Below are 21,181 nucleotides of genomic sequence, written 5' to 3' on the forward strand. Positions count from 1 at the left end.
CGGCCGGCACTACCCGAAGCGCGAATCCAGGTCGGGGACAAGCCCTGGTAGAGCCGGCCGCTGGCCGGCTAATCTCGATGCCCAGTTCAATGGGATTGCCGGCCAGCAGCCGGCAGTACCCGAAGCGGTCAGCGCGGCTGCTTGACCGGCAGCACCACGCGGAAGCGCGAGCCCACGCCCGGGGTGCTGTCCAGGTCGATGCGGCCATGGTGCTTGTTGATGATGCTGTAGGAGATCGACAGGCCCAGGCCGGTACCGCTGCCCACCGGCTTGGTGGTGAAGAACGGATCGAAGATGCGCTGGCGCAGTTCCGGCGAGATGCCGCCGCCAGTGTCTTCAAATTCGACCCATACCTGGTCACCGTCGACACCGGTACGCACGGTGATCGTGCCACGCTCGGCAATGGCGTGGCCGGCGTTGAGCAGCAGGTTCATGTAGACCTGGTTCAACTCGGACGGCAGGCATTCCACCAGCGGCAGCTGGCCGAACTCACGCACCAGGGTGACCTTGTACTTGAGCTCGTTCCAGATGATGTTGATGGTCGATTCCAGCCCTGCGTGCAGGTCGACCAGCTTCCACGATTCGTCGCGGCCGGAATACGAGAAGTCCTTCAGGTCACGCACGATGCGGGTCACCCGTTCGATGCCTTCGCGCGATTCGGCCATCAGCTGCGGCAGGTCGCGGCTGATGAAATCGATGTCCAGGCGGTCACGGATATCGTCGATTTCCGGAATCAACGCCTTCGGGTCGGGCGCACGAAGGGCGCGTTCGTAGGCTTCGATCACCGTGAACAGGCTGCGCAGGTACTCCTGCAGGCTGCCCAGGTTGGAGTGCACGTAGCCGATCGGGTTGTTGATCTCGTGCGCCACGCCAGCAGCGAGCTGGCCGATGGACGCCATCTTTTCCGACTGCAGCAGCTTTTCCTGGGTACCGTTGAGGCGCAGGTAGGCCTGGCGCAGCTCGGCATGGCGCTGCTGCAGCTCGCGCTCGTAGTCCTCCTGCCCTTCGATATGGCGGAACAACGCCAGGAAGTGCCCCTGGCCGACCGGGCCGTGGTGGTAGAGGTGGGCGATGACCACGCCCTCCCCCAGCGGCAGGCTGCCGTTCCAGTGACCATGCTGCCGCGCCTGTTCCAGCGCATCGGGTGGCAGCAGCTCACGCAGCCGCTGCGGCGGCAGTGCACCGTCCTCCCCACCGGCCAACAGGTTCTGCGCGGCCGGATTGGCCAGCGCCACCTGCCCGTCTTCAGTGAACAGCAGCAGCCCTTCGCGCAGGCGCTCAAGCAGGGCCTGCAGCACCGGCTGCGGCGGAAGGGGGGCGGTAACCAGGGCGTTGGCAGCGGACACGGCGACTCGGGACGTTCGAACAGGCGCCCAATATACGCGGTCACGCAGCGGGCTTCAGCCCGCGGGGGTGGGTAGTGCGACCGCCGTCGCGTCAGGCGACGGCGAGTGGGCGGCGGGCAGTAACGGTGTGTGACTGGCCCTTGGCGTCATAGGCCGAGGCGTCTTCGGTACGGCCCAACTGGCGCAATGCCCAGTTGACTTCGCGTCGGCGCCGCGAAAGCAGCACGCCATTGGCGCGGTTGCGCTCGGCCAGTTCCTGCAGCTGCTCGCCCTGCCCCACCGGCGGCGCGCCTTCCAGCGCACGCAGCGCTTCCAGCTTGGCGCCGGTGGCCCGGATCAAGGCGTGTACGTCGTGCTCGACCAGGGCCTGGCGTTCAACGTCCAGGGCCTGGGCGAGGCGCTGCAGCGGCTCGCTCATCGCCGCGGTCATCCGTGCAGCTGCTGGTCCAGATCGAGCATGCGCGATGCGATCGCGTCCGGATTGATCTTGTAGGTGCCGTTCTGCAGCGACTCGCGCACGGCGGCCACGCGCTGGGCGTCGATCGCCGGGGCGGTGGTCAGCTCACGCTCGATGGCCTGCAGATTGGTGGCCTCGCCGGTCAGGCGCAGGCTGTCGGCCGCCTCGACCGGGCGCGCCGCCGCATCGGTGCTGACGCCGGGCTTGTTGGCCGGGGTCGTCACGCTGCGCAGTGCCTGGGGGACCTGCAGGTTGCCGTCGATTTTCTGGCTCATGGGGTGTCCTGGAGTTGCCGTTCACAAGGGATAACGGCCGCAGGGCCGTGATCTTTAGGGATATTTTGCGGTAATTCAACGCGCCACGATTACGTCACCTGCGGCATCGACCGTGCCCTGCACGATCCGCCGCGAGGACAGGTTCTCGACCGAGACCCGCTCGTTCTCACCGGCATCACCCATCGCACGGCCGGCAATGCGGACCTCGACCGAACCGCGACGCGACACCAGGGCCACATTGTCTCCTCGCTTGATGAGACGCTGCACCACCAGGTCGTTGTTCGACAGCAGGGCTCCGGCCTGCAACGGACGGCGGGCGATGCGGCCGATCGCTGCATTGGGATCGGCCAGCACCGCACCGGCAATCCGGGCAGCGTCACGCTGGGCAGTGGTGATATCGGCGGCGGTGAGGGTTTCTCCAGTGCCGATTCCACGATTGAGCACCAGCACGGTCTGGTTGCGCCGCACCTTCACCGGCACGAACAGGCGCCAGCCCCCCGCATCAGGGCAACTGACCTCCACCGTGGTGTTGGCGGTAGGCTGCACCTGCAGCGCGCCGCCGCACTTGGGCAGGCGCAGCGCATCGGCCACCTGGGCCTCACCCTCACTGCCGGCCGGCAGCGTCGACAACGCTGCGGTGCGGATGCTGGCTACGGGTTGCCAGTCGGCGGCCGCCGCCCACGGCGAGGCCACAGCAAGCGCGATGGCCAATAGAGATGTGACCCGGCGCATGGCGCCTCCTGTCGATGGGACCTGGCCCAGCTGCGTGCAAGGTGTGTGCCAGAGACCGGGTCTCGGGATGGGGCCTGTAGAGTCGACTGTTAGTCGACTTTCGCGTCAGTCGACTTTCGCGCGAAGCGCGGGATTTCCCGCGATCGGATAAGAGCAGTCGACTATAAGAGCAGTCGCCCAGAAGAGCAGTCGACTAACAGTCGACTCTACAGAAGCGGTGTGGAGCGCGCGGGCGGCACAGCGCCCTCAAGTTCGGCGCCTACCCCGCCGATACAGCAGCCATGTCCCATGACCTGCTCAACCGGATCGACCAGCGGACCCGTCTGGCCGGCCATAATCGCCTGGCGCTGCTGCTGTTCCGTCTCGGCGGACGTCAGCTTTTTGGCGTCAATGTCTTCAAGGTGCAGGAAGTCCTGCGGCGCCCGGAACTGTTCCAGGTGCCCGGGCTGCCCAGCCAGTTCTCCGGCGTGGCCGACGTGCGTGGCCGCTCGGTGCCGGTGCTGGACCTCGGCCTGGCGATCGGCCATCCCGAGCGCGAGCCGGAGGCGGACACCTCGCCCGGCTACCTGGTCGTCACCGAGTTCAACCGCTCGATCCAGGGCTTCCTGGTCAGCGGCGTGGAGCGCATCGTCAACATCGCGGTGGAAGACATCCATCCGCCGCCGGAGCTGGGCGCCGAATCGAGCTACCTGACCGCCGTGACCCGCTTCCAGGGTGAGCTGATCCAGGTGATCGACGTGGAAAGCGTCCTGGCGGACATTGCCCAGGTGCGCGGCGAGGCGGTGCTGGATCCGGCGATGGCAATGCCGGCCGACGGCCCGCAGCTGCAGGTGCTGGTGGTGGATGACTCTCGCGTGGCCCGCCAGCAGATCCGCAGCGTGCTCGACCAGCTGGGCGTGGGTGCCACCCTGCTCTCCGACGGCAAGCAGGCGCTGGACCATCTGCTGCAGATCCACGCCTCGGGCGAGAACCCGGCCGAGCGCTATGCCATGGTCATCTCGGACATCGAGATGCCGGCCATGGACGGCTATACGCTGACGACGGAAATCCGGCGCCATCCGGGCTTGGCCGGCCTGTACGTGCTGCTGCACACCTCGCTGTCGGGCGTCTTCAACAACGCCATGGTCGAGCGCGTCGGCGCCAACGCCTTCGTCGCCAAGTACTCGCCGCACGAGCTGGCCGATTTCGTGCTGGACCGCCTGCGCAAGGTCGCGATGGCGGCCTGACGGCCACTGATCCGGTAGTGCCGGCCGCTGGCCGGCAACCGCAGATCCATCGGGGAGCCGGCCAGCGGCCGGCACTACCCTCTCGAATTTGGCACACCCCTTGCAGCTTCCCGGGCAACGTTCCCGTGGGAGTGCACCGTGCGCAACCTGATTACCGACTACCTGGGCGTCCATGCCCAGGCCATGCCGTTGCGCGAACAGCGGATGAAGCTGATCGCCAGCAACCTCGGCAATGCCGACACTCCCGGCTACAAGGCCCAGGACCTGGACTTCGACGCCGCCCTGCGCCATGCCCAGGGGCAGGATGCCAATGGCCTGATGGCCACCACCCATGAGCAGCACTACGAAATCAGTAGTGGCCTGAACCCGTTCCAGATCGCGCGCGAAGGCGTGCAACCCAGCCTGGACGGCAACACCGTCGATCCCGATGCCGAGCGTGCGGCCTATGGCCGCGCCGCGCTCGAGTACCGCGCTTCGCTCAGCTTCGTCGAGAGCAAGGTGCGTTCCATGTTGACCGCGATCACGGGGCAATAAGCCATGAGCAACCTGCCGATCTTCGATATCGCCGGCTCCGCGCTGCAGGCGCAGTCGGTGCGCATGAGCACCATCGCCTCCAACCTCTCCAACGCCGACACCGTCGCTGGCTCCGCCGACGCCGTGTACAAGCCGCTGGAGCCGATCTTCCAGGCCGTCACCAGCAAGAACGATCCGAACATCACCTCGGTGAAGGTGAAGGAGATCACCCAGAGCGAGGCCGCGCCGATCAAGCGCTATGAGCCGGGCCACCCGCTGGCCGATGGCGATGGCTACATCTACCAGCCCGACGTCGACCCGGTGGCGCAGATGGTCAACCTGATCTCGACCTCGCGCAACTACCAGGCCGGCGTGGAGATGCTGACCACCGCCAAGGAACTGGCCCTGGCCACCCTGACCATGGGCCGCTGAGGCCCGCAGTACCGGATACCGCCATGACCACCGCCGTCAACAACCAGACCAACCAGGACGTCTACACCGCACTCGGTCTGAACGCCCCGAACAGCAACGCCACCAAGAAGAAGAACACGCTGGACCAGGCCGATTTCCTGCGCCTGATGACCGAACAGCTGCAGCACCAGGATCCGCTGAAGCCGATGGACAACACGCAGATGGTCGCGCAGATGGCGCAGATGTCCACCGTGCAGGGCATCACCGATCTGAACAAGACGGTGAAGGGCTTCCAGGAATCGATGGCCAGCGACCAGGTGCTGCGTGGTGCGGCGCTGGTCGGCCACCAGGTGCTGGTGCCGTCGGAAAAGCTGGTGCTGGAAAAGGAAGGCAACGTTGAAGGCACGGTGGCCGCGCCTTCGGCCGGCATCATCACCGTCGACATCACCGATGCCAACGGCGCCAAGGTCACCTCGCTGAGCGTGGAAGCCAAGGCTGCCGGCGAGACTGCGTTCCAGTGGGACGGCAAGGATGCCAACGGCAAGCGCATGGAGCCGGGCAAGTATTCCATCGTTGCCAACCACGTCGATACCGCCGGCAAGAGCACCAAGCTGTCCACCTACGTGCAGGCGCCGGTGGAAAGCGTGACCGTCGGTTCCGACGGCCTGTACCTGAACCTCAAGGGCCTGGGCACGGCCCCGATCGACTACGTGCTCCGCGTCAGCTGAGCCGCACACCCCGCACTTACCAGGAGCATCCCATGGGCTTCAATGTCTCGCTGTCCGGCATCAATGCCGCCAATTCCGACCTGAGCGTCACTGCCAACAACGTCGCCAACGTCAACACCACCGGCTTCAAGGAATCGCGCGCCGAATTCGCCGACCTGTTCTCGGCCACCGGCTATGGCCTGTCGAAGAACGCGGTCGGCTCTGGCGTGCGCGTTTCCAATGTCGCCCAGCAGTTCAAGCAGGGCCACAACGAACAGACCGGCCGCAGCCTGGACATGGCTATTTCCGGTGAAGGCTTCTTCACCATGAACATGAACGGCACCCGCGTGTACTCGCGCGCCGGCAACTTCCAGACCGATGCATCGGGCTACGTGGTCAACCCGCAGGGCGCGCGCCTGCAGGTGTTCGCACCGAATGCCGACGGCACCAACTTCGATGCCGGCCGCATGGTCGACCTGCAGCTGCTCACCACCGACAGCCCGCCGAAGCAGACCAGCGAAGTGAAGGTCGGCTTTACCCTGCCGGCCAACGCGAAGCAGCCGACGGTCACCACCTTCGATCCGACCGACTCCAACAGCTACAACCACTCCAGCGGCGGCATCACCGTGTACGACTCGCTGGGCGTCAGCCACATCCAGGTCTCGTACTTCGTGAAGGGTGCCAACCCGAACGAGTGGACCGTGCGCAACTACGTGGACGGCCAGCCGGCCGGCGCGCCGACCCCGGTCACCTTCGACAACAGCGGCAAGCTGACCGCACCAGCGGACGGCAAGGTCAGCCTCGGCACCTTCACCCCGACCACCGGTGCCGGCGTGCTGAACATGACGCTGGACGTGAGCGGCTCGACCCAGTACGGCGAAAAGTTCGCGCTGCGCAACACCCAGCAGGATGGCTACGCCGCCGGCAAGCTCAATGAGATCACCGTGTCGGAAACCGGCGTGGTCTACGCGCGTTACTCCAATGGCGCCGACAAGCCGCTGGGCCAGGTCGCGCTGACCACCTTCAACAATCCGCAGGGCCTGGAATCGAAGGGCAACAACCTGTGGGTGGACACCTTCAGCTCGGGCACCCCGCGCACCGGCATGCCGGACACCTCCAATCTCGGCAAGATCCAGGCCGGCTCGCTGGAAGCATCCACCGTCGACCTCACCGAGCAGCTGGTCAACATGATCACCGCGCAGCGCAACTTCCAGGCCAACGCGCAGATGATCACCACCCAGGACCAGATCACCCAGACCGTCATCAACATCCGTTAATGAGCTGCTGACCCTGTCACGGAACTCCCCGCATGGATAAAGCCCTTTACGTGGCGATGACCGGTGCCCGCGCCTCCCTGCAGGCGCAGGGAACGCTCAGCCACAACCTCGCCAACTCGGACACCCCTGGCTTCAAGGAAGCGCTGGCCAATACCGAAGCCTTCCCGATCAAGGGCCCGGGCTTTGCCTCGCGGGTGGATGCGCTGCACGTCGATGCCGGCTTCAACCGCACGCCCGGTTCGCAGCACATCACCGGCAAGCCGCTGGATCTGTCCCTGCAGACCGGCACCTGGCTGGCCGTGCAGTCCAGCGACGGCAGCGAGGCGTACACGCGCGGCGCGGCGTTGTCGGTGACGCCGAACGGCCAGCTGGTGACCTCCAGCGGCCGTCCGGTACTGGATGACAACAACAACCCGATCGCCATTCCGCCTTACCAGGCGATGGAAATCGGTGCCGACGGCACGCTCTCGATCATCCCGCAGGGCGAAGGCCCGCAGACGATGGCGCAGATCGGCCGGATCAAGGTGGTGCAGGCGCCGGACGAGCGCCTTGAGCGTGGCCTGGATGGCCTGTTCCGCAACACCGACCCGCGCCAGCCGTTCGCCCCGGCACAGGGCACGGCCGTGCACAGCGGCCAGCTGGAAGGCAGCAACGTGGACGCCGCTGGCGCGCTGGTGCAGATGATCCAGCTGCAGCGCCAGTACGAAATGCAGGTGCAGGTGATCAAGCACGGCGACGAGAACGCGCGCAGCGCCAACAGCATGCTGCGCCTGGGCAGCTGACGGAATTCCGGCGCCGCCCGACAGCGGCGCTGGCACACCGCTTGCACACCCGAAGACAAGGGCCGCACCGCGCGGCCGGCTCCACCAGACAGGACACCGAAGATGAACCAGGCATTGTGGATCGCGAAAACCGGACTGGATGCGCAGCAGATGCGCATGTCGGTGGTTTCCAACAACCTCGCCAACACCAACACCACCGGCTTCAAGCAGGACCGTGCCAGTTTTGAAGACCTGCTGTACCAGCAGGTGCGCCAGCCCGGCGGCTCCTCCTCGGCACAGACGCAGCTGCCAACCGGCCTGCAACTGGGTACCGGCGTGCGCGTGGTCGCCACCGCCAAGAATTTTGAACAGGGTGGCCAGCAGCAGACCGGCCGCGCCCTCGACGTGATGGTCAATGGCCGCGGCTTCTTCGAGGTTCAGATGCCTGATGGCAGCTCGGCCTACACCCGTGATGGCTCGTTCAAGATCAACCAGGACAGCGAGCTGGTCACCAACAGCGGCTACCCGGTGCAGCCAGGCATCCAGATTCCCGAAGGCGCGCAGTCGGTAACCATCGGTACCGACGGCACCATCAGCGTGAAGATGGCCGACGGCGCCGCCTCGGTGGAAGTCGGCGCGCTGACCCTGACCGACTTCGTCAATCCGGCCGGCCTGCAGGCCCGTGGCGAGAATCTGTTCCTCGAGACCACGGCCTCCGGCCCGGCACAGAACGGCAACCCCGGCCTCAACGGCCTCGGCACCGTGGTGCAGGGCGCGCTGGAAGGCAGCAACGTCAACGTGGTGGAAGAGCTGGTGTCGATGATCGAAACCCAGCGCGCCTACGAAATGAACGCCAAGGCGATTTCCACCACCGATTCGATGCTCGGCTACCTCAACAACAAGCTCTGACCGGCCAACCCGGGAAACCGCCATGTCGCCCATTTCCAACTTCGCCCGCACTGCCCTCGCCTGCACCGTGGCTGCCCTGCTCGGTGGCTGCGTCATTGCCGGCGATGTGCGCCCCTATCCGGCAATGGCACCGATCCAGCCGATCATGCCACCGCAGGCCGAACCGACCGCCGGCGCGATCTACGCGGCCGGCCCGACCCTGCAGTTGTATTCGGACCGTCGCGCGCGCGATGTCGGCGACCTGCTGACCATCACCCTGCTGGAGAACACCACCGCGCAGACCAGCGCCAACACGGCCACCAACAAGGAATCCAACCTGAGCCTGGGCACGCCGTCCATCCTCGGTGCGCCGGTCACCCTGGGCGGCAAGGACATCCTCAGTGCGACGGCCAAGGGCGCGCGTGACTTCACCGGCAAGGGCAACAGCGCGCAGAGCAACCGCCTGCAGGGCAGTGTCACGGTCACGGTGATCCAGCGCCTGCCCAATGGCAACCTGGTGGTACAGGGGCAGAAGAACCTGCGGCTGAACCAGGGTGATGAACTGGTGCAGGTGCAGGGCATCGTGCGCCCGGGCGACATCAGCCAGGACAACACCATTCCTTCCAGCCGCGTGGCCGAAGCCCGCATCGTCTACGGCGGCCGCGGCCCGGTCGCGCAGTCCAACGCGATGGGCTGGCTGAGCCGCTTCTTCAATTCCGGCCTGACGCCGTTCTGAGTATGGCCATGAAACTCCTCCCCTCTTCTTCCTGGCAGCGCCGCGTGGCGTCGCTCTACTGCGGCGCGTTCCTGGTCTTCGCCGTGGTGGCCCCGGCCAGCGCCGAGCGCATCAAGGACCTGGCCCAGGTCGGCGGCGTGCGTGGCAATGCGCTGGTGGGTTATGGCCTGGTGGTCGGCCTCGATGGCAGCGGCGACCGCACCAGCCAGGCACCCTTCACCGTGCAGAGCCTGAAGAACCTGCTCGGCGAGCTGGGCGTGAACGTACCGCCGAACGTCAACCCGCAGCTGAAGAACGTGGCCGCCGTGGCGATCCACGCTGAACTGCCGCCGTTCGCCAAGCCAGGCCAGCCGATCGATATCACCGTGTCCTCGATCGGCAACGCGGTCTCGCTGCGTGGCGGTTCGCTGTTGATGGCCCCGCTGCGCGGCGCCGACGGCCAGATCTATGCCATCGCCCAGGGCAACCTGATCGTGGGCGGCTTTGGTGCACAGGGCAAGGATGGTTCCCGTGTCTCGGTGAACGTGCCCAGCGTCGGCCGCATTCCCAACGGTGCGACCGTGGAGCGAGCGCTGCCCGATCCGCTGGCCAACGGCGGCGAGATCACCCTGAACCTGCACAACAATGACTTCACCACGGTCTCGCGCATGGTCGCTGCGCTCAACAATGCGTTCGGCGACGGTGCGGCGCGTGCGGTCGACGGCGTGACCGTGGCGGTCACCGCGCCGACCGATCCGGGCGCACGCATCGGCCTGCTGGCGCGCATCGAGAACCTGGAACTGACCCCGGGCAGCGCTCCGGCCAAGGTGGTGGTCAATTCGCGTACCGGCACCGTGGTCATCGGCCAGCAGGTGCGCGTGGGACCTGCCGCGATCTCGCACGGTTCGCTGACCGTGACCATCCAGGAAAACACCAACGTCAGCCAGCCCAATGCGCTGTCCGGCGGCCGTACCGTAGCCAGCCCGCAGTCGACCATCACCGCCACCAACGACGGCAGCCGCATGTTCAAGTTCAGCGGCGGCACCACCCTGGACGAGATCGTGCACGCGGTGAACGCCGTGGGCGCAGCACCAGGCGATCTCATCGCGATCCTGGAAGCCCTGAAGCAGGCCGGCGCATTGAGTGCCGAGCTCGAGGTGATCTGACATGCGCATCAATCCCGCATTCGATCTGCACCCGGCACAACAGAACGATCCGGCGAAGATCGATAAGGTCGCGCGCCAGCTGGAAGGCCAGTTCGCGCAGATGCTGGTCAAGAGCATGCGTGACGCCAGCTTCGGCGACTCGCTGTTCCCCGGCGAAAACAAGATGTTCCGCGAGATGTACGACCAGAAGATTGCCGAGGCGATGACCCGCGGCAAAGGCCTGGGCCTGTCCGGCATGATCAGCCGGCAGCTGTCCGGCCAGGCCGCCGATGGCCCGGCGCTGGATACCCGCGTGGACCCCGCCAAGGCCAGCCGCGCCTATCAGCTCAATGCACCGGCCAAGCCGGCACCGTCGCTGCCGCTGGAAGACGGCAGCCAGGCCGTGCGCCTTCTGCAGCAGATGGCCGCCGGCGCGCAGTCCGGCGCACACGCGGCGGTTGCACCGATGGAACAGGCGCTGGACCTGATCGCCGGGCGCGAAAGCAGCAGCATGCACCGCTCGCTGGGTACCGAAGATCCGTACATCGGCGGCCTGCAAGGCGAGGACTGGGCTGCCAACAGCGACCAGTGGGCGGCCACCGCCAGCAACCGCGGTACGGCCATCAGCCCGGCCGATGCGATGGCGACCCGCACCGCCGTCGCCCAGCTGGGCGAACACACCCCGGAAGGCTTCGTCGCCAGCATCTGGCAGCATGCGCAGCGTGCGGCCAAGGAACTGGGCGTGGATGCCCGCGCCCTGGTCGCCCAGGCGGCGCTGGAAACCGGTTGGGGCAAGCGCCACATCAAGCATGCCGACGGCAGCACCTCGCACAACCTGTTCGGCATCAAGGCCAATGGCTGGAACGGCCAGCGCGCCGTGGCCGGCACCCACGAGTACGTCGATGGCGTGCGCCGCAACGAGACCGCCAGCTTCCGTGCCTACAGTTCGCCGGCCGAGAGCTTTGCCGACTACGTGCGCCTGCTGAAGACCAGCCCGCGCTACCAGCAGGCCCTGCAGGCCGGCACCGACGTGCAGGGCTTCGCCCGTGGCCTGCAGCGCGCCGGCTATGCCACCGACCCGCGCTACGCGGCCAAGATTGCCGCGATCGCCGGCGGACCGACCATCGAGCGCGCCGTCAGCGCCGTGGCCGATGCCGGCTCGCGCCTTGGCCAGACCTTCGCCAGCACCGCAACCGCGGCGCTGGGTATCACCCGTCGTTGAGGAACCCCATGTCCAGCGTACTTTCCACCGGTACCGGTGCCCTGCTCGCCTTCCAGCGTGCGTTGGCGACCACCAGCCACAACGTGGCCAACCTCAATACCCCCGGCTACAGCCGGCAGAAGGTCAACTTCGCCACGGCTGATCCCCAGAACTACGGCTACGGCACGGTCGGCAACGGCACCCGCATCACCGACATCCGCCGTACCGCCGACCAGCTGGCGATCTCGCGCCTGCTCGACAGCAGCGGCGAGCTGGCGCGCCTGAAGCAGCTCTCCGGCATGGCCGACCGGGTCAATTCGTTGTTCTCCGACGCGGCAACCAACGTGTCCGGCGTCTGGTCGAAGTTCTTCGATTCGGTCAGCGGCCTGTCGTCCAATGCGGCCGGCACCGCCGACCGCCAGAACATGCTCGACGGTGGCAAGGCTTTGGCCAACCGCTTCGTCCAGCTCAACACGCACCTGAACAACCTCAACAGCGAGGTCAACAACGGCCTGCTGGCCGGTGCCACCGAGGTCAACCGGCTGGCGCAGGAGATCGCGCAGATCAACGGTGCGATCGGCACCAACATTGCTACCGCCGCACCGGACCTGCTCGATCGCCGCGACCAGTTGATCACCCAGCTGATCGGCTACACCGGTGGCACCGCAGTTATCCAGGACGGCGGCATCATGAATGTCTACACCGCCGGCGGAAACGCGCTGGTGGTGGGCACCACGGCGACCAAGGTCACCACCGTTGCCGACCCGTACCAGCCGGAGCGGCTGCAGCTGGCGCTGGAAACGCAGGGCAACACCATCCGGCTCGACCCGAAGGCGGTCGGTGGCCAGATCGGTGGCCTGCTGGAGTTCCGCGACACCGTGCTGACACCGGCCCAGGCCGAACTGGGCAAGCTGGCGGTAGGCCTGGCCGAGAGCTTCAACCAGGTGCATCACCAGGGCGTGGACCTGTATGGCCAGCTCGGGGGTGACTTCTTCAACATCGGCAATCCACGCGTCACCGCCAACAATGCCAACACCGGCACCGCCAGCCTCAGCGCCACTTACGGCGACCTCGGCAAGCTGGACGCGCAGAACGTGGTGCTGCAGTTCGATGGCACCAACTGGAAGGCCAGTCGTGCCGACACCGGTGCGAACGTTCCGCTGACCGGCACCGGTACGGCCGCCGATCCACTGGTGATCAACGGCGTCAAGCTGGTGGTCGGCGGTACCCCGGCGGCCAACGACCGCTTCCTGCTGCAGCCGACCGCAGGCGTTGCTGGCAGCATGGAAGTGGCGATCACCGATCCGTCGCGCATCGCCGCTGCTGCGGCGGTGAAGGGCGCGGCGGCGACGTCCAACACGGGCACCGGCAAGCTGAGCGGTGTCACCGTCAGCGATTCGACCAACGCCAACCTGCGCAATCCGGCCGCGATCGTGTTCACCTCGGCCACCACTTACACCATCGATGGGGGCCCGCCGCAGACCTACACGCCCGGCCAGACCATCAGTGCCAATGGCTGGAGCTTCGTGCTGGACGGTGCGCCGAAGGTCGGCGACACCTTCAACATCACCCCGACTCCGGCGGGCTCGTCGGACAACAGCAACGCCTCCAGGCTGTCCAAGGTGGAGAGCGCCAAGGCATTCAACAGCGGCACGGTCACCCTCAACGGCGCCCTGGGGGGCCTGACCACCCAGGTCGGTGCAGCCGCCCGCTCGGCCGAGTATTCGCTGGAAGCGCAGCTGGTGATCAATGACAAGGCGCAGGAAGCGCGCGATGAGGTATCCGGCGTCAACCTGGACGAGGAGGCGGCCGACATGCTGCGCCTGCAACAGGCCTACCAGGCAGCCTCGCAGCTGATCTCCACCGCCGACAGCATGTTCCAGACCATCCTGGGAGCCGTCCGTCGATGAGCAGCCGTATCTCCACCAGCATGATGTTCAACCAGTCCGTGTCGCTGATGATGGCCAAGCAGGCCAAGCTCAGCCACCTGGAGCAGCAGATCGCCACCGGCAGCAAGATCGTCAGCGCCAAGGACGATCCGGTTGCCGCTGGTGCGGCGGTCGGGCTTGACCGCAGCCTGGCCGCACTGGACCGGATGAAACTCAATGCCGGCAACGTGCAGAACCGACTGGGCGTACAGGAAAACACCCTGGCCCAGGTCAACGACCTGATGGCGCGCGTCAACGACCTGACCATCCAGGCCAGCAATCCGGCACTGGGCGCCGCCGACAAGAAAACGCTGATCACCGAACTGAACCAGATCCGCGAGGGCCTGCTGTCGCTGGCCAACGCCGACGACGGCACCGGCCGCTACGTGTTCGGCGGCACCAACGATGGCGATCCGCCGTTCGCCAAGATCAATGGCAAGGTGGTCTACCGTGGCGACCAGACCCAGCGCCAGATTGAAGTCGGCCCCGATACCTATGTTCGGGATGCCCTGCCCGGCAGCGAAATCTTCATGCGCATTCCTACTGGCGACGGCTTCGTCGATGGTGTTGCCGCGGCCAGCAATACCGGCAATGGCGTGCTGACCAACATCACCCGCGATGGCAGCGACAGCTGGAACGGCCAGTCCTTCAGCATCCGCTTCACCGCCGCCGACCAGTACCAGGTACTGGACGGCGCTGGCAACGTGACCGGCACCGGCACGTTCAAGGCTGGTGACAACGTCGAAGTCAACGGTGTGCGCCTGCAGATCACCGGCGCACCCGCTGCCGGTGACAGCTTCAGTGTGAAGCCGGCAACCAGCCGCGACATCTTCGACACCATGGACAAGCTGATTGCCGCGCTTGATGCCGACACCGGCACCACCGCCAAGATGAGCGCGCAGCAGAACGAACTGCAGAGCGCCCTGCGCGATGTGGCCCGTGCGTCGGAACGGATGATCGATTCGCGCGCGGCCGGCGGTGCGCAGCTGAAGGCACTGGACAATGCCGCCGACATGCGTGAAGCCAACAGCGTGACCCTGAAGACCACGCTGTCGCAGATGCGCGACCTGGACTATGCCGATGCACTGAGCCAGTACCAGCTGCAGAGCACCGCGCTGCAGGCGGCACAGACGATCTTCTCGCAGATGCAGTCGATGTCGTTGTTCAACAAGATCCGCTGACGCATCTCCTGCGTCACCCCTGAAAGGCCGCGATGCCCTGCATCGCGGCCTTTTTCGTTCCTGCGTGCCCGTTCCGTCGCGCTCGCCGGGCGTGGGCTGGCGCTACCGGAAACGTGCTGCACGCATTCTCCGTGATTGCCCATCAAGCCCGGCCCTGCCCCGCCGATACCTTCATCAGCGCTGGTTGGGCATGCCCAACCGCCCTTTCCGGGGTCGCCTTCACGCCCAGCCAGGGCTGGAAAACCCGGGAAAAACAGCCTCCGGCACCGAATTGCAGCATCGACGGAATTCACGGCTAAAGGTTGTTGACAAAGCGCCGTTATTCATTTGGCAACAGCGAAGCACACAGCCACACAAAAAAAAGGCGGCGCTTCGTTTCATTCACCAACGGGTTCCATATAAGAGGAGACGACCCCATGGCACAGGTAATCAACACCAATACGATGTCGCTCAACGCTCAGCGCAACCTGAGCACCAGCGGCAGCTCGCTCGCTACCACCATCCAGCGCCTCTCGTCCGGCCTGCGCATCAACAGCGCGAAGGACGACGCGGCCGGCCTGGCCATCAGCGAGCGCTTCACCACCCAGATCCGCGGTCTGGACGTGGCCATCCGCAACGCCAACGACGGTATCTCGCTGGCCCAGGTCGCCGAGGGTTCGCTGAGCGAAGTCGGCAACAACCTGCAGCGCATCCGTGAACTGGCTGTGCAGTCCTCCAACGCCACCAACTCGGCCAGCGACCGCAAGGCCCTGCAGGCTGAAGTGACCCAGCTGGTCTCGGAAGTCGACCGCGTGGCCAAGCAGGCCGATTTCAACGGCACCAAGCTGCTGGACGGCTCCTTCACCAGCCAGCTGTTCCAGGTCGGCGCCAACGCCGGCCAGGCCATCGCCATCAACAGCGTGGTCAACGCCAAGGCCGATTCGCTGGGCGCGGCGACCTTCGCCAACGGCTACACCGGCACCAGCCTGGCCGCGGCCGACAAGGCCACCGCCGACACCACCTACTCCGGCCTGCAGATCTCGGTGACCCCGCCGGGCGGCACCGCCACCACGGTCACCATCAACGACTTCACCGTGAAGGCGGGCGAATCGATCACTTCGGCCACCTCTGCCGCGATCAACAACAAGCTGGGCGAAACCGGCGTCATGGCCTCGGTCAATGCCGGTGTGATCAGCCTGGCCTCGGTCAAGGACGGCCAGACCTTCACCCTGGGCGTCAGTGCCGCAACCCCGCCGGCCGGCGCCACCGCCGCGACCATCGCCGGCCTGGGCCTGACCGAAACCAGCACCAACGGCGGTCTGCTGACCGGCGCCACGGCCAACTTCGTCAAGGACCTGAACGTCACCACCGCCGAAGGTGCGCAGAAGGCGCTGTCGATCGTCGACAAGGCCCTCGAGTCGGTCAACAGCGTGCGCGCCGACCTCGGCGCGATCCAGAACCGCTTCACCTCGGTGGTGGCCAACCTGCAGACCTCCTCGGAGAACCTGTCGGCCTCGCGCAGCCGCATCCGCGATACCGACTTCGCCAAGGAAACCGCCGAACTGACCCGCACCCAGATCCTGCAGCAGGCCGGTACGGCCATGCTGGCCCAGGCCAACCAGGTACCGCAGAACGTGCTCAGCCTGTTGCAGCGCTGACATGAGCCGCCCCCGGGGCACGTCGGGGGCGTCTAACCCAACTCACGTGCAACCGCTCAAGGACCTCTCCTCATGGCACAAGTCATCAACACCAATACGATGTCGTTGAATGCTCAGCGTAACCTGAGCACCAGCGGCAGCTCGCTGGCCACCACCATCCAGCGCCTGTCCTCCGGTTCGCGCATCAACAGCGCCAAGGACGACGCCGCCGGTCTGGCGATCTCCGAGCGCTTCGGCACGCAGATCCGCGGTACCGACGTCGCCATCCGCAATGCCAACGACGGTATCTCGCTGGCCCAGGTCGCCGAAGGTTCGCTGACCGAAATCGGCAACAACCTGCAGCGCGTCCGCGAGCTGTCGGTGCAGGCCTCCAACGCCACCAACTCGGCCAGCGACCGCAAGGCCCTCCGAGCGCTTCGGCACGCAGATCCGCGGTACCGACGTCGCCATCCGCAATGCCAACGACGGTATCTCGCTGGCCCAGGTCGCCGAAGGTTCGCTGACCGAAATCGGCAACAACCTGCAGCGCGTCCGCGAGCTGTCGGTGCAGGCCTCCAACGCCACCAACTCGGCCAGCGACCGCAAGGCCCTGCAGGCCGAAGTGACCCAGCTGGTTTCGGAAATCGACCGCGTCGCCAAGCAGTCGGACTTCAACGGCACCAAGCTGCTGGACGGCTCGTTCTCCAGCCAGCTGTTCCAGGTCGGCGCCAATGCCGGCCAGGCCATCGCCATCGACAAGACCATCGACGCCAAGGCCAATGCCCTGGGTGGTGCGCAGTTTGTCACCGGCACCATTGCCGCCCCGACCCTGACCGGCACCCCGGCAACCACCGCCGACATCGCTACGTTCACCCTGACCAGCGCCCAGGGCACGGTCACCTTCGATGCTCTGAAGGTCGAGAACACCGATGCTGCGGGCGCCGGCAAGGCACTGGCAACGCATATCAACGCCAAGATCGGCGAAACCGGCATTTTGGCTGAAGCCGATGCCACCGGCGCGCTGACCCTGACCTCGGTCAAGGACAGCGTAAAGGCCGATGGCACGCTGGTCCAGCTCACCTCCACCGGTGGTGTGACTGTTGCCGGCAACACCACCGTGCCGGCACGTCAGTACGCCGACAAGATCGACGTATCCACCGTGAAGGGCGCGCAGCAGGCGATGGAAGTGGTCGACAAGGCCCTGGGTGCGATCAACAGCACCCGCGCTGACCTCGGCGCCGTGCAGAACCGTTTCACCTCGGTGGTGGCCAACCTGCAGACCTCGTCGGAAAACCTGTCGGCGTCGCGCAGCCGCATCAAGGACACCGACTTCGCCAAGGAAACCGCCGAACTGACCCGCACCCAGATCCTGCAGCAGGCCGGTACGGCCATGCTGGCCCAGGCCAACCAGGTGCCGCAGGGTGTGCTCAGCCTGCTGCGCTGATCCCCACCCGCTGATCGACCTCCGGGCGCTGCATGACGCGCGCCCGGATCCTGAAACACGCTCCACCTTCGCCAAAGGAAAGCACCATGGCACAAGTCATCAACACCAACACCATGTCCCTGAATGCTCAGCGTAACCTGAGCACCAGCGGCAGCTCGCTGGCCACCACCATCCAGCGCCTGTCCTCCGGTTCGCGCATCAACAGCGCCAAGGACGACGCCGCCGGTCTGGCGATCTCCGAGCGCTTCGGCACGCAGATCCGCGGTACCGACGTCGCCATCCGCAATGCCAACGACGGTATCTCGCTGGCCCAGGTCGCCGAAGGTTCGCTGACCGAAATCGGCAACAACCTGCAGCGCGTCCGCGAGCTGTCGGTGCAGGCCTCCAACGCCACCAACTCGGCCAGCGACCGCAAGGCCCTCCGAGCGCTTCGGCACGCAGATCCGCGGTACCGACGTCGCCATCCGCAATGCCAACGACGGTATCTCGCTGGCCCAGGTCGCCGAAGGTTCGCTGACCGAAATCGGCAACAACCTGCAGCGCGTCCGCGAGCTGTCGGTGCAGGCCTCCAACGCCACCAACTCGGCCAGCGACCGCAAGGCCCTGCAGGCCGAAGTGACCCAGCTGGTTTCGGAAATCGACCGCGTCGCCAAGCAGTCGGACTTCAACGGCACCAAGCTGCTGGACGGCTCGTTCTCCAGCCAGCTGTTCCAGGTCGGTGCCAACGCCGGCCAGGCCATCGCCATCGACAAGACCATCGACGCCAAGGCCAATGCCCTGGGCGGTGCGATGTTCGATTCGGTCAGCTTCACCATCGCCGCTCCGGCAGACGCCACGACCGGCGTGAAGATGACCGGCATGAGCATCACCAATGGCGCAGGTTCGGCAATCAGCATCGCCGACATCGACGTGGCCGCCCAGGGCGGTGCCGATGGCACCAAGACCCAGGACGCCGCCACCAAGGCCATGGTCGCTGCGATCAATGCCAAGATCGGTGAAACCGGCGTCCTGGCCGAGGTCGACGCTGCCGGTGGTGGCAAGATCAACCTGAGCTCGGTCAAGGACAGCGTCGACAAGAATGGCGCCTTCCTCGGTATCGCCGTGGAAACCGGCACCTGGACCGGCATCGCCACCGGCCCGGGCGACATCACCGCCAGCACCACCGCAGTGGCCAAGAGCTTCGCCGACAAGATCGACGTGTCCACCGTGAAGGGTGCACAGCAGGCGATGGAAGTGGTCGACAAGGCCCTGGGTGCGATCAACAGCACCCGCGCCGACCTCGGTGCGATCCAGAACCGCTTCACCTCGGTGGTGGCCAACCTGCAGACCTCGTCGGAAAACCTGTCGGCGTCGCGTAGCCGCATCAAGGACACCGACTTCGCCAAGGAAACCGCAGAGCTGACCCGCACTCAGATCCTGCAGCAGGCCGGTACGGCCATGCTGGCCCAGGCCAACCAGGTGCCGCAGGGCGTGCTCAGCCTGCTGCGCTGATCCACGGCAAGAGGGCGCCGCTACCGTCGGGTCGAACCGACGGTAGCGGCAACCGGGAAGCCACGATGCACGAAGGCGCGGGCCATGCCCGGCCCGGGATCACTCCCGAACCGGCTTGGCATCGCCCGCTCCTGCGGACCTCTCTTTCAGCGCTGTACCTTTGACTGTACGTACCGGGCGGCTTCGTCTCCCCCCGATTGTCAGTAGCCTGATCCCTCCCCTGCATTGGGGGAGGGCTTTTTGCAGACTCCCGGCAGCCCGCGGTGAACCTACCCGCACCCTGCCCCAGCCCTCCTGCAACCCGCGTGCCAGAACCTGCGCCAGACCATTGGCACGGCACGTGCATCAACGAAGTCCTCAAGACCCAGCGGCGCAGGCCGCTATTTTCGTTGACGACGGGCCACCGCACGACGGCCAGGCCCGGATACCAGGAGAAACGACGTGGCAGACTTTGGATACGGTGGCATTGGCTCGGGGCTGGACATTTCCAGCATCGTCAACCAGCTGGTCGCAGCTGACCGCAAGCCCGCCGACAATGCGCTGAACCTGCAGCAGTCCAAGGCCAAGATGCAGCTGTCGTCGATCGGCACCGTTACGGCGGCCTTCGACAAGCTGAAGACCGCGCTGACGGCCCTCAAGGCCACGACGGCCTTCGATACCCGCACCGTCACCGCCACCGGCAAGGCCGGTCCGAACAATGCAGATGATGTGCTGACGGCGTCGGTCGCGTTGTACGACGTGGGCACGACCAAGGCAGCGGCCTCCAACGGCACGCACCAGGTGGAGGTGAAATCCCTCGCCACGGCACACAAGCTGATCGCCGATACCTCGGTGCCCAAGACCGACACCTTCGGTGCCGGAACCTTGACGCTGACCGTTGGCGTGGGCGACAAGGCCAAGACCATGAACGTGACGGTGGAGGACGGCGACACGCTGACCACCATCCGCAACAAGATCGATGCCGCCGGGCGCAAGGAAGGCGTGCAGGCCACGCTTATCAGCTCGGGCGACAACCAGTACCTGTCGATCGCCCAGGAAAAGACCGGCGCCGCCAATGCGATCAAGCTCGAGTACGGCGGCAGCGACCCGAAACTGACCGCACTGGTGGGCAGCCTCCAGGAAAACACCGCGGCAGCCGATGCCGAGCTGACCATCGATGGCGTCACGGTGGTCAGCGCCAGCAACACCGTGGCCGACGCCGTGCCGGGGTTGACCCTGAACCTCAAGGTCAAGGGCAAGAGCACCGTCGTGATCAGCACCGATACCACTGCAGCCACCAAGGTGATGCAGGAATTCGTGACCGCCTACAACGCAGCAATCGCGGCGATCAACACCGAGACCAAGTACGACGCCAAGACCAAGGAAGCCGCCACGCTGACCGGCGACGCGCAGATGCGTGGTGCCTCCAGCCAGTTGCGCTCGGTGATGTCGGGCGTGCTGAAGGAACTGTCCGCCGATGGCCTGGACCCGAAAACGCTGGGACTGCAGACGCGTGGCTATCCCAACGCCGACGGCAGCCTGGTGCTGGACGCCACCAAGTTTGCCGCCGCGCTGGCCAGTCAGCCCGAGAAGATCCGCTCGGCAATCACCGGTGACACCGGCGGTGCCGGCACGCTCTACACCATGGTCGACGGCTACGTCAGCACCACGGTCGGCAAGGAAGGCGCATTCGTCGCCCGCACCAAGGGCCTCAACACCACGCTGGACAACATCGACAAGCGCCGCAAGGACCTCGACACGCGCATGAAGAACGTGGAAGAGCGCTACAAGAAGCAGTTCATCGCGTTGGACAGCCTGATGGGCAAGTTGCAGCAGAGCAATACGTCGCTGCAGCAGCAGCTGGCACAGCTGAACCGCTAAAGGACTG

The 21,181-nt window shown here is 66.0% G+C and carries 19 protein-coding genes and 2 pseudogenes; 16 read left to right on the forward strand and 5 right to left on the reverse strand.

The genetic code is table 11. From position 1 onward, the window contains the following. Positions 1–128: 128 nt before the first annotated feature. The 4 genes from JLDANKMP_RS21425 to flgA form a co-directional block, all read right to left on the reverse strand. Complete coding sequence (locus tag JLDANKMP_RS21425; RefSeq protein ID WP_005409581.1) at positions 129–1,346, reverse strand: ATP-binding protein; 1,218 nt, start codon at positions 1,344–1,346, stop codon at positions 129–131. A gap of 91 nt (positions 1,347–1,437) precedes the next feature. After that, complete coding sequence (locus JLDANKMP_RS21430; RefSeq protein WP_005409580.1) at positions 1,438–1,776, reverse strand: flagellar protein FlgN; 339 nt, start codon at positions 1,774–1,776, stop codon at positions 1,438–1,440. After that, on the reverse strand, positions 1,773–2,078 hold the full coding sequence (flgM, locus tag JLDANKMP_RS21435; RefSeq protein WP_005409579.1) for a flagellar biosynthesis anti-sigma factor FlgM: 306 nt from the start codon (positions 2,076–2,078) through the stop codon (positions 1,773–1,775). Before flgM ends, JLDANKMP_RS21430 begins: the two co-directional genes overlap by 4 nt. 75 nt (positions 2,079–2,153) lie before the next feature. After that, positions 2,154–2,810, reverse strand: a complete 657-nt coding sequence (flgA, locus tag JLDANKMP_RS21440) for a flagellar basal body P-ring formation chaperone FlgA (protein ID WP_043033566.1) — start codon at positions 2,808–2,810, stop codon at positions 2,154–2,156. Between the two features lie 281 nt (positions 2,811–3,091). Here flgA and JLDANKMP_RS21445 point away from each other — a divergent pair, with 281 nt between their 5' ends. The 14 genes and pseudogenes from JLDANKMP_RS21445 (at position 3,092) to JLDANKMP_RS21510 (ending at position 17,823) form a co-directional block, all read left to right on the forward strand. Then, positions 3,092–4,036 carry a chemotaxis protein gene (locus JLDANKMP_RS21445; protein ID WP_024958572.1) on the forward strand — a complete coding sequence of 315 codons (945 nt, stop codon included), beginning with the start codon at positions 3,092–3,094 and terminating at the stop codon, positions 4,034–4,036. Between the two features lie 138 nt (positions 4,037–4,174). Beyond that, entirely contained in the window at positions 4,175–4,570 is a 396-nt protein-coding gene (flgB, locus tag JLDANKMP_RS21450; protein WP_005409576.1) for a flagellar basal body rod protein FlgB, read from the forward strand. Positions 4,571–4,573: 3 nt separating this feature from the next. Beyond that, the gene (gene flgC / locus JLDANKMP_RS21455; RefSeq protein WP_010485892.1) at positions 4,574–4,981 is read left to right on the forward strand and encodes a flagellar basal body rod protein FlgC; all 408 of its coding nucleotides are present in this window, start codon (positions 4,574–4,576) and stop codon (positions 4,979–4,981) included. 23 nt (positions 4,982–5,004) lie between these two features. Further along, positions 5,005–5,688: a flagellar hook capping FlgD N-terminal domain-containing protein gene (locus JLDANKMP_RS21460; RefSeq protein WP_212562068.1), complete on the forward strand. Its 684-nt coding sequence runs from the start codon at positions 5,005–5,007 to the stop codon at positions 5,686–5,688. A 32-nt stretch (positions 5,689–5,720) separates the two neighbouring features. Then, a complete protein-coding gene (flgE, locus tag JLDANKMP_RS21465) occupies positions 5,721–6,944 on the forward strand; it encodes a flagellar hook protein FlgE (RefSeq protein ID WP_012480126.1) in 1,224 nt (407 codons plus the stop codon). Between the two features lie 32 nt (positions 6,945–6,976). Next, complete coding sequence (locus JLDANKMP_RS21470) at positions 6,977–7,726, forward strand: flagellar basal body rod protein FlgF (protein WP_005409572.1); 750 nt, start codon at positions 6,977–6,979, stop codon at positions 7,724–7,726. A 102-nt stretch (positions 7,727–7,828) separates the two neighbouring features. Continuing rightward, positions 7,829–8,614, forward strand: a complete 786-nt coding sequence (gene flgG, locus JLDANKMP_RS21475) for a flagellar basal-body rod protein FlgG (protein ID WP_005409571.1) — start codon at positions 7,829–7,831, stop codon at positions 8,612–8,614. A gap of 22 nt (positions 8,615–8,636) precedes the next feature. Next, the gene (gene flgH / locus JLDANKMP_RS21480) at positions 8,637–9,329 is read left to right on the forward strand and encodes a flagellar basal body L-ring protein FlgH (protein ID WP_005409570.1); all 693 of its coding nucleotides are present in this window, start codon (positions 8,637–8,639) and stop codon (positions 9,327–9,329) included. A gap of 2 nt (positions 9,330–9,331) precedes the next feature. Then, positions 9,332–10,474, forward strand: a complete 1,143-nt coding sequence (locus JLDANKMP_RS21485; RefSeq protein ID WP_212562069.1) for a flagellar basal body P-ring protein FlgI — start codon at positions 9,332–9,334, stop codon at positions 10,472–10,474. A 1-nt stretch (position 10,475) separates the two neighbouring features. Further along, positions 10,476–11,675, forward strand: a complete 1,200-nt coding sequence (gene flgJ, locus JLDANKMP_RS21490) for a flagellar assembly peptidoglycan hydrolase FlgJ (RefSeq protein WP_043033570.1) — start codon at positions 10,476–10,478, stop codon at positions 11,673–11,675. Positions 11,676–11,683: 8 nt separating this feature from the next. Continuing rightward, the gene (flgK, locus tag JLDANKMP_RS21495; RefSeq protein WP_005409567.1) at positions 11,684–13,564 is read left to right on the forward strand and encodes a flagellar hook-associated protein FlgK; all 1,881 of its coding nucleotides are present in this window, start codon (positions 11,684–11,686) and stop codon (positions 13,562–13,564) included. Then, positions 13,561–14,763, forward strand: a complete 1,203-nt coding sequence (gene flgL, locus JLDANKMP_RS21500) for a flagellar hook-associated protein FlgL (protein WP_005413268.1) — start codon at positions 13,561–13,563, stop codon at positions 14,761–14,763. Before flgK ends, flgL begins: the two co-directional genes overlap by 4 nt. A gap of 416 nt (positions 14,764–15,179) precedes the next feature. Next, positions 15,180–16,400 carry a flagellin gene (locus tag JLDANKMP_RS21505; protein ID WP_005413267.1) on the forward strand — a complete coding sequence of 407 codons (1,221 nt, stop codon included), beginning with the start codon at positions 15,180–15,182 and terminating at the stop codon, positions 16,398–16,400. A 264-nt stretch (positions 16,401–16,664) separates the two neighbouring features. Next, positions 16,665–17,823 (forward strand): annotated as a pseudogene (locus tag JLDANKMP_RS21510) (flagellin). Positions 17,824–17,950: 127 nt separating this feature from the next. On the opposite strand, the gene JLDANKMP_RS22425 reads toward JLDANKMP_RS21510, so the two are convergent. Continuing rightward, the gene (locus tag JLDANKMP_RS22425; protein WP_283246328.1) at positions 17,951–18,238 is read right to left on the reverse strand and encodes a hypothetical protein; all 288 of its coding nucleotides are present in this window, start codon (positions 18,236–18,238) and stop codon (positions 17,951–17,953) included. Between JLDANKMP_RS22425 and JLDANKMP_RS21515 the strand changes: the two are divergent. Together JLDANKMP_RS21515 and fliD are read left to right on the forward strand one after the other, a co-directional pair. Continuing rightward, positions 18,123–19,314 (forward strand): annotated as a pseudogene (locus tag JLDANKMP_RS21515) (flagellin). The gene JLDANKMP_RS22425 and the pseudogene JLDANKMP_RS21515 overlap by 116 nt on opposite strands. A gap of 441 nt (positions 19,315–19,755) precedes the next feature. Further along, entirely contained in the window at positions 19,756–21,174 is a 1,419-nt protein-coding gene (fliD, locus tag JLDANKMP_RS21520) for a flagellar filament capping protein FliD (RefSeq protein WP_212562070.1), read from the forward strand. The last annotated feature ends 7 nt before the right edge of the window (positions 21,175–21,181 follow it).

The organism is Stenotrophomonas sp. PE591, from assembly GCF_018320795.1.
Classification (GTDB): Bacteria; Pseudomonadota; Gammaproteobacteria; order Xanthomonadales; family Xanthomonadaceae; genus Stenotrophomonas; species Stenotrophomonas maltophilia.

Bases quoted from the DNA above. Each gene is read 5' to 3' on its own strand.
- JLDANKMP_RS21460 (WP_212562068.1), top strand. From the start codon at position 5,005: ATGACCACCGCCGTCAACAACCAGACCAACCAGGACGTCTACACCGCA.
- flgK (WP_005409567.1), top strand. From the start codon at position 11,684: ATGTCCAGCGTACTTTCCACCGGTACCGGTGCCCTGCTCGCCTTCCAG.
- flgJ (WP_043033570.1), top strand. From the start codon at position 10,476: ATGCGCATCAATCCCGCATTCGATCTGCACCCGGCACAACAGAACGAT.
- flgG (WP_005409571.1), top strand. From the start codon at position 7,829: ATGAACCAGGCATTGTGGATCGCGAAAACCGGACTGGATGCGCAGCAG.
- JLDANKMP_RS21505 (WP_005413267.1), top strand. From the start codon at position 15,180: ATGGCACAGGTAATCAACACCAATACGATGTCGCTCAACGCTCAGCGC.
- flgE (WP_012480126.1), top strand. From the start codon at position 5,721: ATGGGCTTCAATGTCTCGCTGTCCGGCATCAATGCCGCCAATTCCGAC.
- JLDANKMP_RS21445 (WP_024958572.1), top strand. From the start codon at position 3,092: ATGTCCCATGACCTGCTCAACCGGATCGACCAGCGGACCCGTCTGGCC.
- flgM (WP_005409579.1), bottom strand. From the start codon at position 2,078: ATGAGCCAGAAAATCGACGGCAACCTGCAGGTCCCCCAGGCACTGCGC.
- JLDANKMP_RS21470 (WP_005409572.1), top strand. From the start codon at position 6,977: ATGGATAAAGCCCTTTACGTGGCGATGACCGGTGCCCGCGCCTCCCTG.
- flgA (WP_043033566.1), bottom strand. From the start codon at position 2,810: ATGCGCCGGGTCACATCTCTATTGGCCATCGCGCTTGCTGTGGCCTCG.
- flgH (WP_005409570.1), top strand. From the start codon at position 8,637: ATGTCGCCCATTTCCAACTTCGCCCGCACTGCCCTCGCCTGCACCGTG.
- JLDANKMP_RS21485 (WP_212562069.1), top strand. From the start codon at position 9,332: ATGGCCATGAAACTCCTCCCCTCTTCTTCCTGGCAGCGCCGCGTGGCG.
- flgL (WP_005413268.1), top strand. From the start codon at position 13,561: ATGAGCAGCCGTATCTCCACCAGCATGATGTTCAACCAGTCCGTGTCG.
- flgC (WP_010485892.1), top strand. From the start codon at position 4,574: ATGAGCAACCTGCCGATCTTCGATATCGCCGGCTCCGCGCTGCAGGCG.
- JLDANKMP_RS21430 (WP_005409580.1), bottom strand. From the start codon at position 1,776: ATGACCGCGGCGATGAGCGAGCCGCTGCAGCGCCTCGCCCAGGCCCTG.